At 61.2% G+C, this 12,144-nt stretch carries 11 protein-coding genes; 1 reads left to right on the top strand and 10 read right to left on the bottom strand.

The window, feature by feature from the left end; translation table 11 throughout:
* Positions 1-5: 5 nt before the first annotated feature.
* The 5 genes from AB9K34_RS18185 to AB9K34_RS18165 all read right to left on the bottom strand — a co-directional run bounded on the left by AB9K34_RS18185 (position 6) and on the right by AB9K34_RS18165 (position 3,707).
* Positions 6-1,430 carry a type II and III secretion system protein family protein gene (locus tag AB9K34_RS18185; protein WP_369955844.1) on the bottom strand — a complete coding sequence of 475 codons (1,425 nt, stop codon included), beginning with the start codon at positions 1,428-1,430 and terminating at the stop codon, positions 6-8.
* Positions 1,431-1,623: 193 nt separating this feature from the next.
* Positions 1,624-2,481 carry a Flp pilus assembly protein CpaB gene (gene cpaB, locus AB9K34_RS18180; RefSeq protein WP_369955843.1) on the bottom strand — a complete coding sequence of 286 codons (858 nt, stop codon included), beginning with the start codon at positions 2,479-2,481 and terminating at the stop codon, positions 1,624-1,626.
* Positions 2,482-2,634: 153 nt separating this feature from the next.
* Positions 2,635-2,823: a hypothetical protein gene (locus AB9K34_RS18175; RefSeq protein ID WP_369955842.1), complete on the bottom strand. Its 189-nt coding sequence runs from the start codon at positions 2,821-2,823 to the stop codon at positions 2,635-2,637.
* A 97-nt stretch (positions 2,824-2,920) separates the two neighbouring features.
* Positions 2,921-3,115 carry a hypothetical protein gene (locus tag AB9K34_RS18170; RefSeq protein WP_369955841.1) on the bottom strand — a complete coding sequence of 65 codons (195 nt, stop codon included), beginning with the start codon at positions 3,113-3,115 and terminating at the stop codon, positions 2,921-2,923.
* 406 nt (positions 3,116-3,521) lie between these two features.
* Complete coding sequence (locus tag AB9K34_RS18165) at positions 3,522-3,707, bottom strand: hypothetical protein (RefSeq protein WP_369955840.1); 186 nt, start codon at positions 3,705-3,707, stop codon at positions 3,522-3,524.
* 354 nt (positions 3,708-4,061) lie between these two features.
* Between AB9K34_RS18165 and AB9K34_RS18160 the strand changes: the two genes are divergently transcribed.
* The gene (locus tag AB9K34_RS18160) at positions 4,062-4,985 is read left to right on the top strand and encodes a lytic transglycosylase domain-containing protein (protein ID WP_369955839.1); all 924 of its coding nucleotides are present in this window, start codon (positions 4,062-4,064) and stop codon (positions 4,983-4,985) included.
* A 117-nt stretch (positions 4,986-5,102) separates the two neighbouring features.
* Here the strand turns inward: AB9K34_RS18160 and AB9K34_RS18155 are convergent, their stop codons facing one another.
* From AB9K34_RS18155 to tldD, 5 genes are all read right to left on the bottom strand, one after another.
* A complete protein-coding gene (locus AB9K34_RS18155) occupies positions 5,103-5,729 on the bottom strand; it encodes a 3-oxoacid CoA-transferase subunit B (protein ID WP_369956007.1) in 627 nt (208 codons plus the stop codon).
* Positions 5,729-6,433 carry a CoA transferase subunit A gene (locus AB9K34_RS18150; protein ID WP_369955838.1) on the bottom strand — a complete coding sequence of 235 codons (705 nt, stop codon included), beginning with the start codon at positions 6,431-6,433 and terminating at the stop codon, positions 5,729-5,731. Before AB9K34_RS18150 ends, AB9K34_RS18155 begins: the two co-directional genes overlap by 1 nt.
* A 97-nt stretch (positions 6,434-6,530) precedes the next feature.
* The gene (topA, locus tag AB9K34_RS18145) at positions 6,531-9,140 is read right to left on the bottom strand and encodes a type I DNA topoisomerase (protein ID WP_369955837.1); all 2,610 of its coding nucleotides are present in this window, start codon (positions 9,138-9,140) and stop codon (positions 6,531-6,533) included.
* Between the two features lie 207 nt (positions 9,141-9,347).
* On the bottom strand, positions 9,348-10,499 hold the full coding sequence (gene dprA, locus AB9K34_RS18140) for a DNA-processing protein DprA (RefSeq protein WP_369955836.1): 1,152 nt from the start codon (positions 10,497-10,499) through the stop codon (positions 9,348-9,350).
* Positions 10,500-10,650: 151 nt separating this feature from the next.
* Entirely contained in the window at positions 10,651-12,072 is a 1,422-nt protein-coding gene (gene tldD, locus AB9K34_RS18135) for a metalloprotease TldD (RefSeq protein ID WP_369955835.1), read from the bottom strand.
* Between the last annotated feature and the right edge of the window lie 72 nt (positions 12,073-12,144).

Here is a 12,144-nt window from a genome sequence, read left to right as displayed (position 1 = left end):
TCCGCCTAGTCCATCACATAGCCGTAGGAGCCGCTGAAATCCTGCTTTGCGACCTCTTGCGCGCCCTGTGTCGATCCCCGCAGTTCTTTGCTCATCTTGCCGAACAGGAACAGATCGCTTTCGCTCGGCGGCGTGATCCGATCGGTGGGCAATGCCAGCGCCTCGCCCAGTGTCGGAGAAACGAGATGTGCCGTCACGATGATCACGAGCTCCGTCTGTTTTCGTTCGTATTCCGCGCTGCGGAACAGGGCACCGAGCACGGGTACGTCACCCAGCCAGGGCATCTGCGCCGCGTTGTCGAGAAATTCGTCCTCGATCAAACCGGCGATTGCAAAGCTCTCGCCGTCGCGCATTTCGACAGTGGTCGACGTCTCGCGACGGGAAAATGCCGGGACGGTGAGATCGTTGATGTTCGCGCCCTGGGTCGGGTCGATATCGGACACGGCCGCCATCAGTTCGAGATTGATGACACCCTGGTCCACGACGCGTGGTACAAAGTTCAACTCGATCCCGAAGGCTTTGTATTCGACCGAAAAAAGACCGTCGCGCTGTGCCACCGGGATCGGGAACTCGCCCCCGGCGAGAAACTTGGCTTCCTGACCGGACAGCGCGCTGAGGTTGGGTTCGGCCAGGGTGCGGACAACACCCTTCTGTTCCAGTGCTTCGATCAGCAGCCCGACCTGCACGGATCCGGCGTTGAAGCCGAACAAGACCGCCCCTGTGTTTTCATTCGCGAAAGGAATGTTGCCTGCACTCGAATTGATGAGTGCGCCCTGGTTGTTCAAGGTGCCGGTGCCGCCGTTCAGGCCGGTGTCACCGCCGAAAATGGATCCGTTGAAGCCCAGAGATGAACTCAGGGATTTCGAGACCGAACGCTGCATTTCGGCAAACCGCACCTTGAGCATAACCTGCTGAACGCCGCCGACACTCATCAGGTTCGAGACCCGTTCCGGCGCGTACCGTTCTGCAAGATCGAGCGCGCGCTGCAGACGGGCAGAACTCGACACGACGCCCGACAGAACGATGCCGTCATTGGCTGTGCGCACCTCGATCTTTTCGCCGGGCAGGATCTGACGGAGCCGTTCCTTGAACTCGGTCACATCCGCCGCAACCCTGACATTGACGTTGGTGATCAGGCGTCCGGTCGCATCCAGCAGCGTCAGGGTGGTCAATCCGGGGGATTTCCCCAGGACATAGATTGTCCTGTCCGAAAGCGACGAAATATCGGCAATGCCGGGATTCGCGATGCTGAGTTCGGCAAAAGGAACCTCGCTTTCGACGACTATGGCGCGGTTCATCGGGATGTCGAGCGTGCTTTCGGAGCCGGTCTTGACAACGGTCAATGCCTCGGCGCCGAGCGGCGCGCTCAGGGCCGTGCAGGTCAACGCGACCCCCAAGACCGCCGCCTTCAGGAACTCTTCGAATTTCATGTGACCCGCCTCTCCGATCACGCCTCATTGCCGGGTCTTGTTGCCCGAATTTTGCAACACTCTGCGTCAGTTCCCATTTTATTTCAAGAATCAATGGTTTCCGCAGACATACGAATGTGGAGTTAGGGCAACAAAGCCACAATCGCGGCGCGCATACACAGGTTCGGCGGCGTTCTAAAGCGTTGCAAACGCTCTAGTTTGTGCAGGGGATCGGGATGTCGAAGACCTCGGCCCCACGTCGTGTGCGGATGGTACAGACCTTTTCCTCGATCTGCTGCGGGGCGGCCTCGATGGCGCCAAGCCCCAGGAGAGAGCGTTGATCGACCTCGATGGCCGATGCAATCGTGTCGTCGCGCGCACCCACCAGCGACAGGGACAACCTGCCGGTGGATTGCGCCTGTGCGAGGGCGGCCACCTGTTCGGGCCGGGCGGCAACGGTGACGGTGCGGGCGATGGTTGCGCCGTCAAGATCGCCGCTCGCCGTCTGATCGACGGCAATCAGGGGGACATTGGCCTCGATCAGGCGGGTCACGTCCCCGCGAACGCCTTCGATGGCGCCGCTAACGCTGCCGGTCCAATAGACATCGACCCGGTCGCCCGGTCGCAGGAAACCGGACACGCCGGAAGCGACATCAACCCGGATGGCAAAGGCCCGCATGCCCCGCGACAATTGCGAGGTCAGCCCGGCGTCTTCTCCGGGTCTGGTGACTTTTGCGGCGAGAATTGCTTCGTCTTCCTCGATTGCGCGCAAGACCACGCGATTCCCTGTCACCTCGGGCGGGAAGAGTTTGGCGATGTCGGTAAACGAACCTTTCGGGATCGCGTCCTGTGGCCACCGTACCTTGCGCACGTCATCGCGTTCGAGTGTTTCGCCATATCTGAGCGCGCGGGTTGCCACGAATACGTCTACGGTCGGCACGATCATTGCATGTGCCTGCCGCTCTTTCTGCAACTCGGCCTGATAGGCCGAGATATAATTCTTGGCCATCATCACGGCCGCGCCCGCAAGCACGATGCCGACAACCAGAACCAAACCGAATATCGCTCGCATCGTCGTGACCTCTCCAAGAACCAATAGCTCTTGTTATTGATGCTGCCTATTTATGCATGATCGGCCTGATTTACAAAGATTGTGTCAACAACGCTACCAATAAGCGCCATGGAACATGCATTCGGCCTGATGCACATCCATCCGCGAAGCGGATTAGTCTTTCGCTCCAACCGGCAGTGTGGAGAGATATTCGCCAAGGCTGACGCCTACCCCGCCGGATTCGGATTGCAGGGATGCAAAGGTGACGGCGGCGAGGGCCACGACCGCTGCGGTCAGAACGATCCAGTCAACCGTAACCGCGCCGCTCTGGTCCCGAAGGAGTGTTTTCAGATTGTTTCGCATGGAAACCTCTAGGTTTGCTGCGGCGGGCCTTTTGAAAAAGGCCGCGCCTTACGTAAAAGACGCAGCCCCCACATAGTCTTTATATCGCTGCCAGCGATCAATTGCCGCCACTGGCATCTGGCGTGATCTCATCAAGTTCTGTCTGAATCCTCGTGCTGAGATCGTCAGTGCCAGTTTCAATGGCACTGTATGCGGCGGCGGCGAGCGCAACGACTGCTGCGGTCAGAACAACCCAATCGACGGTGACGGCACCATCGTCGTCCTTGCGGAACTTGTTGAACACTCTGATCATGGCTTTGTCCCCTCAAAGGATCATTGTTAGAGTTCGTTTCCGTCCCACCCGTGTGTGCAAAAGTTCGGCTGGATCGGCTTTTCGTTTAACTTGCTCTAATAATTGAGGCGGAATAAGGCAGCAATTTGACTACAATCCACCTTTTTGATGCTTTTCGGGGTTTTTAGCAGGTTTTCTTACGAATTTTCTCCTGGCAGTCGTCGGAAAATCTGTCTCATAGGTTGAGTTGGCCGCGAATCGATCATCCCCGTGCTTTGCGGGCAATGTGCCTGAATTCACCTGAATTTCCCATCAACCTGGAGTGGTGTTGCCCTGCGCCAGCCCGATTCGTGGGTCTCCCCGGGAACTGCCTCCGGTTGTAGGGGGCTGTCCCACGGGGGTATCGAACGGCCGAGGGTGCGTTGTGTTACTGCGTGGTCGGTGACTGGGCCGTGATGAACGCGCCGGTATTGGTGGTCAGGGTTTCGGACCCGGTTTCAATGGCCGTGTAGGCCGCGCCAGCCAGCGCCACGACGGCTGCGGTCAGCACGACCCAGTCCACGGTCACGGCGCCACTTTCGTCTTTGCGGAAGTTTTTCAAGAGTTTGATCATCGTTTCGTCCCTCCAAAAGGATCTCACATTGCAACATCAAGCGGCGACGGTTTGGTGGGCCGTCTCTCACCTGGCCCGCGTCGTCCGTTGTGTAGAAACACTTAACCAATGCGCGATGTCATGAATTGGGCAACACGGATAAACCGCGAGTGATGGTTAACGTTGCGATAATAGCTCGCGCACATATTTGAATTTCCGTAACTAATGCCGCTTGTGCGCCCGCCGGTGCGCGGTGTCATGCGATGCAAATCGGAGTCAAATCTGGCAAAAATGACAGATTCCGGCCAACAAGTCTGGCTTTGCGGTCCGACTGGGGGAACACTGCGCAAAAAACACGAGCAGTGAGACAGAGACATGAACAGGCCTGTGCTGATTGCACCTATGTTGGCCGTCGCCTTATTGTTCCCGAGTCTTTCGGGGGCAGAGCGTCTTGTGTTCCGCGATGCGTCCCGGGATGCGACCGAAACCGACCTGTCGACCGATGTGCCCGCCGTCGCGCGTGACGATGCAACAGGGTCCGCGCCGCGCCCGTTCAGCGATTTCACGGCGCGCAGGGTCAAGCCGCCTCAACCGGGCACCACGCGGCGCATAACCATTCAGATCGACCCGGACGAGCAGAGGCGACGCCTTGCGCCGCCACCCGTAGCAAAGCCGGTGCCCGCCGCCAGTGTGCCGCTTGCGCCGGTCGAACCCATTGGAAAATACACCTGGTTCTGGGATCGGGTATCGCCCGACATTGCCAATAGCCGCCCCGGTCGTCTGGAAGAGGCGCTGATCACCCTGAACACCTCCGGAAAGATCGCCGCCCCACGCCTGCAAGCGATGCAGGAGATCGCCAGAGAGCAGGGTATCTCGATCTTGAGATCGACCGTCGGCACCCGTGTGTCGCCGGCTCTGGTTCTGGCGGTGATCGCGGTTGAGTCCTCGGGACGCGCATCGGTGACAAGCCATGCGGGCGCGCAGGGGCTGATGCAGTTGATGCCGGATACCGCTGCGCGCTTTGGCGTCACAGACAGCATGGTTCCAGCGCAGAACATCGCCGGAGGGGTCAAATATCTCGACTGGCTGATGGGCAAGTTCAACAACGATCCCATCCTCGTGCTGGCCGGATATAACGCCGGCGAGGGATCGGTCATGACCCACGCGGGCGTGCCGCCCTACGCGGAAACACGCGACTATGTCCCAAAGGTTCTCGCGGCGTTTCAGGTGGCCAGCGGCTTGTGCACGACCCCGCCCGAACTGATCAGCGACGGATGCGTGTTTCGCACGCTGAACTGATCGCGTCGCGCCTGTTGCGCAGTTCGCCGCCAAAGTCGAAATGCAATTTTCGACAATAAAAAAGCCGGGCAGCGCGCTGCCCGGCGGATGTTTTCATCATGCCGCTTGACGACGTGGTCAATCGACAATGGTTGCCTGGGTCGCGGCGCGGAGTTCGTCTTCGGTGACGCCGTCGGCACATTCGACGATCCGGAGACCGCCCTCGACCACGTCCAGCACGCCGAGATTGGTGATGATACGGTCGACCACGCCCTTGCCGGTCAGCGGCAGGGTGCATTCGCGCAGGACCTTGCTGTCGCCATGCTTGTTGGTGTGGTCCATCACCACCACCACGCGCCCGACGCCCGCGACCAGATCCATCGCGCCGCCCATGCCCTTGACCAGTTTGCCCGGAATCATCCAGTTCGCCAGATCACCGTTCTCGGCCACTTCCATCGCACCCAGGATCGCTGCCGCGATCTTGCCGCCGCGGATCATGCCAAAGCTGGTGGCGCTGTCGAAATACGATGTGCGCGCCAGTTCCGTGATCGTCTGCTTGCCCGCGTTGATCAGGTCGGGATCCTCTTCACCTTCGAAGGGAAACGGACCCATGCCGAGCATGCCGTTTTCCGATTGCAGGGTGATGTCCTTGTCGCCGACATAGTTCGCCACCAGCGTCGGAATGCCGATGCCGAGGTTCACATACATGCCATCTTCGAGTTCTTCCGCCGCCCGTGCGGCCATCTGGTTGCGGTCCCAGCCCATCATGCGTCCTCCCGCTTGCGCGTCGTGCGTTGTTCGATGCGTTTTTCGTGTTCGCCCTGGATCAGGCGGTGCACATAGATGCCCGGCAGGTGAATGTGATCGGGATCAAGGCTGCCGCGCGGTACGATTTCCTCGACTTCGGCGACACAGATCTTGCCGCACATCGCAGCCGGCGGATTGAAATTGCGCGCGCTCTTGCGGAACACGAGGTTGCCGGTGTCATCCGCTTTCCATGCCTTGACAATCGCGAGATCCGCGACGATGCCACGCTCGAGAATGTACTCTTCGCCGTCAAATTCCTTGACGTCCTTGCCCTCGGCGATCACCGTGCCGACGCCGGTCTTGGTGTAGAAGCCGGGAATACCACAGCCACCCGCCCGCATGCGTTCGGCCAATGTGCCCTGCGGGTTGAATTCGAGTTCGAGTTCGCCTGAAAGATACTGCCGCATGAACTCCGCGTTCTCGCCGACATAAGAGCTGATCATTTTCCTGACCTGCCGGGTTTGCAACAACAAACCCAGGCCGAAATCATCGACACCCGCGTTGTTGCTTGCCACGGTCAGGTCCTTGGTTCCCGCATCCCGGATCGCCGCAATCAGCAATTCCGGAATACCGCATAGCCCGAACCCGCCAGCCGCGATCAGCATGCCGTCAAACAGCACCCCGTCCAGCGCTTCCGATGCGCTGCCATAGACCTTCTTCATGAAAAACTCCCTCCAAACGGTGTCTCAGCGGTTTTGACGCGCTGCAGCAATAGAGTCAACAAACGCGGGAGGGTCAATCCGAAGAGGGCCTGACGTCTTACTCTGCCGCTGATTTGCTGGACACGGTTTTCTTCTTGCTCGCGGATTTCTTGGCCTGCGCTTTCTTTGCCTTGGCCGCAGGTTTCTTGCGTTTGCCCTTGGTTGCGGCCTTGGCGGCAATGAGGTCGACGGCCTGCTCCAGGGTCAGCGCGTCCGGTTCGACGTCCTTGGGCAATGTGGCGTTGATCTTGTCCCATTTCACATAGGGGCCGTACTTGCCTTCCATGATGTCGATGGGTCCGCCTTCTTGCGGGTGATCACCGAGCGAGCGCAGCGTCTTGGCCGCCCCGCCGCGCCGTCCACGGCTGGCCACCTTTTCCGCAAGAAGCTGTACCGCGCGGTTCATGCCTACGGTGAACACCTCGTCGAGGCTTTCCAGATTGGCATTGGTGCCGCCCCTGTGCGAGGTGCTCTCGGCATGTTTCAGATAGGGCCCATAGCGTCCGATATTGGCCCAGACCATCACGCCATCCTCGGGATGTGGTCCGATTTCGCGCGGAAGGGACAACAACATCAGCGCGCGTTCGAGCTCAAGCTCTTCCGGCGGCCAGTCCTTTGGCACGGACTGGCGCGGCGGTTTCTTGTTGTCCTCGGTCACGGCTCCGCGCTGTACATAGGGGCCGAACCGTCCCTTGAACACACGGATCTCGTCGCCGGCGTCCTCGCCCAGCAGCTTGCCCTCGGGGGGAATCGAGCTTTCCTCTTCGGTGCCCGGAGGACCGAACGCGCGTGTATATCGACATTCCGGGTAGTTCGAGCAACCGATGAACGCACCGCCCGAACGCGCGGTGCGCATGCTGAGCCGACCGACGCCGCAATTCGGGCACAGGCGCGGATCGCTGCCATCCTCGTTGGGCGGGAACAGGTGGGGTTCGAGTACCTCGTTGATCTTCTCAAGCACATCTGTGATGCGCAATTCGCTGGTCTCGGCGATGGCTGCGGAAAAATCGCGCCAGAAGCGGTTCAGCACGGTCTTGTAGTCGGTTTCGCCGGCACTGACCTGGTCCAGCTCGTCCTCGAGTCCGGCGGTGAAATCATAGCCGACATATTTGCGGAAGTAATTCTGCAGAAAGGCGGTGACCAACCGGCCCTTGTCTTCCGGGATCAGCCGGTTCTTGTCCTTGCGCACATATCCGCGGTCCTGGATCGTCGTGACGATGCTGGCATAGGTCGAGGGGCGGCCGATCCCCAACTCTTCCATGCGCTTGACCAGGGTCGCCTCGGTATATCGAGGCGGCGGTTGGGTGAAATGCTGTTCCGGGGTCACGCTGCGTTTGTCTGTGCGGTCGCCGACCGCGACCTGTGGCAGGCGCCTGTCGTCATCATCGACAACGGCGTCATCCCGGCCTTCCTCGTAAACACGCAGGAATCCGTCAAATAACAGAACCTGACCCGTGGCGCGCAGTTCGACCTGCCCCTCCTTGCTGCCGATATCGACGGTGGTCCGCTCAAGACGCGCGGCTGCCATCTGGCAGGACAAAGTCCGTTTCCAGATCAGATCATAGAGCCTGCGCTGATCCGCATCGGTCAGCTTGAGCGCAGCGGCGTCCCGGGTCATGTCCGTCGGGCGGATACATTCGTGGGCTTCCTGCGCGTTCTTGGCCTTGTTCTTGTACATGCGCGGGCTGTCGGGAACATAATCATCGCCATAGCGGTCCCGAATCGCATCCCGTGCCGCGTGGACCGCTTCGGGGGCCATGTCGATTCCGTCGGTCCGCATATAGGTAATGTGACCTGCCTCGTAGAGACGTTGCGCCACGCTCATCGTCTGGCGCGCGCCCATGCCGAACTTGCGGCTGGCCTCCTGCTGGAGCGTCGATGTCATGAACGGGGCGCTCGGATTGCGGTTGGCCGGTTTTGCTTCCACCGACGTGATTTCAAGATCGCGACTGTTGATCGCCTGAACGGCGAGTTCGGCCTGGGTCTCGTTCTCGATATCGAACTTGTCGAGCTTCTTGCCGGCCAGAACCGTCAGTCGGGCTTCGAATTCCTGGCCGCGCGGCGTCCCGAGCAGCGCCTTGACCGACCAGTATTCACGCGGGCGGAAGGCTTCGATCTCCATTTCGCGCTCGACGATCAGGCGCAGGCAGACCGATTGCACGCGGCCGGCCGATTTGGCACCGGGCAGCTTGCGCCACAACACGGGCGACAGGTTGAATCCCACGAGGTAATCCAGCGCCCGGCGGGCGAGATAGGCCTCGACCAGCGGCATGTCGACCTGACGCGGCTGTTTCATCGCCTGGGTCACGGCGTCCTTGGTGATCGCGTTGAACGTCACCCGCGAAACGGCGGTGTCCTTCTTGATCGAACGGCGTTTGGTCAGCGCTTCCTGCAGGTGCCAGCTGATCGCCTCGCCCTCGCGGTCGGGGTCGGTCGCGAGGATCAGGGCGTTGTCTTCGGCAAGCGCATCGGCAATCGCCTTCACGTGTTTCTTGCTGTCGCTGGCGACCTCCCATTTCATGTCGAAATCATGCTCGGGATCGACCGATCCATCCTTTGGTGGAAGGTCGCGCACATGCCCGTAGGATGCCAGAACCGTGTAGTCAGAGCCGAGATATTTGTTGATCGTTTTTGCTTTGGCTGGTGATTCTACAACAACTACAGGCATTTACCCAGTAACCTCATGCGGCGATTGATGCGCGTTCTATGGCGAGGCAAGATGTGGGGTGCAAGGGGCGATTGTCAATCCGCGTGATTTGGGCGCATCGCTTACGGTCTTGAGTTGGCGCGATTATTCGATGGGGCGGGACGGCAGGCGCAGCGCAAAATACCTGTTATACGGGAATATTTATCGCTTTGCTCGCGCGTTTCGAGGTCAGGTTTCCAGCGATAGCAACCCGCCCGACTGGCGGCGGATCTTGCCGTCAAGCTCCAGATCAACCAGGGCGGGTCCCACATTTCCGGCCGTCTCCTCCAGATCGCGAATCAGCTGGTCTTCGGCGACCGGTGATGGGCCGAGCCGCGAGAGGATCTGGTCGTGCAGCTTTGCCGTTTCCGCCAGGCTGCGCCGCTCGGGGGGCGGTGGGGGCAGGTCCGACAGCAGATCGCGCCGGGGTGATGCGACAAGTTCGGTCATGTCGGGCAGGGCGGCAATGATGTCGTCCGCGTTGCGCACCAGAGTCGCGCCATCGCGGATCAATAGGTTGCACCCCGACGCACGCGCGTCGAAGGGATGCCCCGGCACGGCCAGCACCTCGCGGCCCTGATCCAGCGCGTCGCGCGCGGTGATCAGGCTGCCGGACTTTACTGCGGCCTCGACCACCACGACCGCCTGCGCCACGCCGGAAATGATCCGGTTGCGACATGGGAAATGGCGGGCCTGTGGCGTGGTGCCCATCGGCTGTTCGGAGATGAGCAGGCCGGTCGCGGCGATATCCTGTGCCAGAGCCTCGTTTTCGGCCGGATATACCACGTCGACACCGCCTGCCATCACGGCGACCGTGCCGGTGCCGATGGCCCCGATATGGGCAGCGGTATCGACACCGCGAGCGAGGCCCGACACCACACAATATCCTCTTTCGCCCAGTTCATGCGCCAGCGCGCGGGCCATGCGGGTGCCCAGCGATGAGGCGTTGCGCGCACCGACCAGCGCGATGACCGGGCGCGACAGGATCGCTGTATTCCCCACGCTCCACAGCATGGGCGGCGCGTCCGGCAATTGCGCCAGGAGCGCCGGATAATCCGGATCGCCAAGGCACAAAAGCCGCGCACGCGCGGCTTTTGCGGCCTTGATTTCGGCATCGATCACACCGGCAGGACAGATTTCATAGTCCCGGACCCCGGCGGCGCGCGCCACTTCGGGCAACGCGGCCAGCGCCTTCTGCGCTGTGCCATGCTCTGCCAGCAGGCGGTAGAATGTCGAGATACCAACCCTGCGCGAGCGCAAAAGGCGAAGCCACGCAAACCGATCGTCTTCCGTGGTGGGTAGGAGTGGGGGGTGAGTGGAAGAATTGGTTTCCTCGGTCATCCATCGCTCCGCCTTGTTGCAAGACCGGTGTAGCGCCCGCCCGGTTAACAGGACGTAAAGCGTGGAAAATTCTTTGAGGATTTTCCGGAAAACCAATCAATGACCCGACACCGCGCCGAACATGTCGCGGCACGGGACGAACCCGCGCCCGTCAGGCGGCGGAACCGCCCACTGTCAGCCCACCGATCAGCACGGTCGGCTGGCCGACGCCGACCGGCACCCACTGGCCTTCCTTGCCACAGTTTCCCATACCCGGATCAAGCTGCATGTCGTTGCCAAGTCCGCGAATCCGGGTGAGGGCGGTGGCACCGTCACCGATCAGCGTCGCCCCCTTGACCGGTGCCCCCACCTTGCCGTTCTCGACCCTGTAGGCCTCTGTGCAGGAAAACACGAACTTGCCGCTGGTGATGTCGACCTGGCCGCCGCCGAAGCCGACCGCCCAGATGCCGTCCCTGATCTCGGAGACGAGGTCGGCGGGATCGGCATCGCCGCCCATCATGTAAGTGTTGGTCATGCGTGGCATCGGCGCATGGGCATAGCTTTGCCGCCGGCCGTTGCCCGTCGCGGGCACACCCATCAGCCGGGCGTTCTGGCGATCCTGCATGTAGCCCACAAGCGTCCCGTCCTCGATGAGCACGTTGCGCCGGGACGGGGTCCCTTCATCATCGACGGTGATCGAGCCACGCCGGTCGGGCAAGGTGCCGTCATCGAGCACGGTCACGCCGCGTGCCGCAACCTGCTTGCCCATCAAACCTGCAAAAGCGCTGGCGCCCTTGCGATTGAAATCGCCCTCCAGCCCGTGACCGATGGCCTCGTGCAACAGGATGCCGGGCCAGCCGGGGCCAAGCGCGACGTCCATGACGCCGGCGGGTGCGGGAACCGCATCGAGATTGACCAGCGCGATACGCAACGCTTCGCGCGCCTTGGCCTGCCAGTCGGCGGGCGCGATCAATCCTGTGAGTCCGATGCGCCCGCCGCCTCCGGCAGTGCCGGTCTCGCGGCGTCCGTTCTGCTCGACGATGACCGAAACATTGACCCGCGTCATCGGGCGCACGTCGCGCACCTGAACCCCATCGGGACGCAGGATCTCGATTTCCTGCAGGCTCGCCGCCAGGGTGGCCGACACCTGCACGACCCGCGGATCGAGATCGCGCGCAAATGCGTCGATCTCGCGCAGGGTTTCGATCTTGACCGGGAAGGGCTGACCGCTCGTGGGGTCGGCATCGGTGTATAGCCGTGCGTTGGTCGGTGCCGGCGCGTCGGCGAGCGTTCCGCCACCGGCGCCAACCGCCAGCCGCGCGGTCTGGCCCGCCCGTTCAAGGGCAGAGATGCTCATTTCGGTGGAATGGGCGTAGCCGGTGACTTCACCGTTGACCGCACGCAGCCCGAACCCTTCGGACGCATCATAGCTGGCGCTGCGCAGGCGACCGTCGTCAAAGACCAGAGCTTCGGACTTGCGCCGCTCGGCAAATATCTCGCCGTCCTCTGCACCTGCGGTCGCGGACCGCAATTCGCGCAACGCTTCGTCGCGCGGCAAGGTGGTTTCAAACGGTCTGAACGGTGTGTTTTGCATGTGCGGCTGGCCTCGGACCATGATCTGAATCAAAAAAAGCGGCTCTTTGACGCAATCTGATGGGTTTATCTG

Source organism: Sedimentitalea sp. XS_ASV28, from assembly GCF_041224545.1.
GTDB lineage: Bacteria > Pseudomonadota > Alphaproteobacteria > Rhodobacterales > Rhodobacteraceae > Sedimentitalea.
The sequence above is the reverse complement of the archived record's forward strand: the minus strand, read 5'-3'. Positions and strand labels throughout refer to the sequence as shown.

Excerpts from the sequence above, each read along its gene's own strand:
- AB9K34_RS18170 (WP_369955841.1), bottom strand. The coding sequence starts at position 3,115 with ATGATCAGAGTGTTCAACAAGTTCCGCAAGGACGACGATGGTGCCGTC.
- AB9K34_RS18160 (WP_369955839.1), top strand. The coding sequence starts at position 4,062 with ATGAACAGGCCTGTGCTGATTGCACCTATGTTGGCCGTCGCCTTATTG.
- tldD (WP_369955835.1), bottom strand. The coding sequence starts at position 12,072 with ATGCAAAACACACCGTTCAGACCGTTTGAAACCACCTTGCCGCGCGAC.
- cpaB (WP_369955843.1), bottom strand. The coding sequence starts at position 2,481 with ATGCGAGCGATATTCGGTTTGGTTCTGGTTGTCGGCATCGTGCTTGCG.
- AB9K34_RS18185 (WP_369955844.1), bottom strand. The coding sequence starts at position 1,430 with ATGAAATTCGAAGAGTTCCTGAAGGCGGCGGTCTTGGGGGTCGCGTTG.
- AB9K34_RS18175 (WP_369955842.1), bottom strand. The coding sequence starts at position 2,823 with ATGCGAAACAATCTGAAAACACTCCTTCGGGACCAGAGCGGCGCGGTT.
- topA (WP_369955837.1), bottom strand. The coding sequence starts at position 9,140 with ATGCCTGTAGTTGTTGTAGAATCACCAGCCAAAGCAAAAACGATCAAC.
- AB9K34_RS18155 (WP_369956007.1), bottom strand. The coding sequence starts at position 5,729 with ATGGGCTGGGACCGCAACCAGATGGCCGCACGGGCGGCGGAAGAACTC.
- AB9K34_RS18150 (WP_369955838.1), bottom strand. The coding sequence starts at position 6,433 with ATGAAGAAGGTCTATGGCAGCGCATCGGAAGCGCTGGACGGGGTGCTG.
- dprA (WP_369955836.1), bottom strand. The coding sequence starts at position 10,499 with ATGACCGAGGAAACCAATTCTTCCACTCACCCCCCACTCCTACCCACC.
- AB9K34_RS18165 (WP_369955840.1), bottom strand. The coding sequence starts at position 3,707 with ATGATCAAACTCTTGAAAAACTTCCGCAAAGACGAAAGTGGCGCCGTG.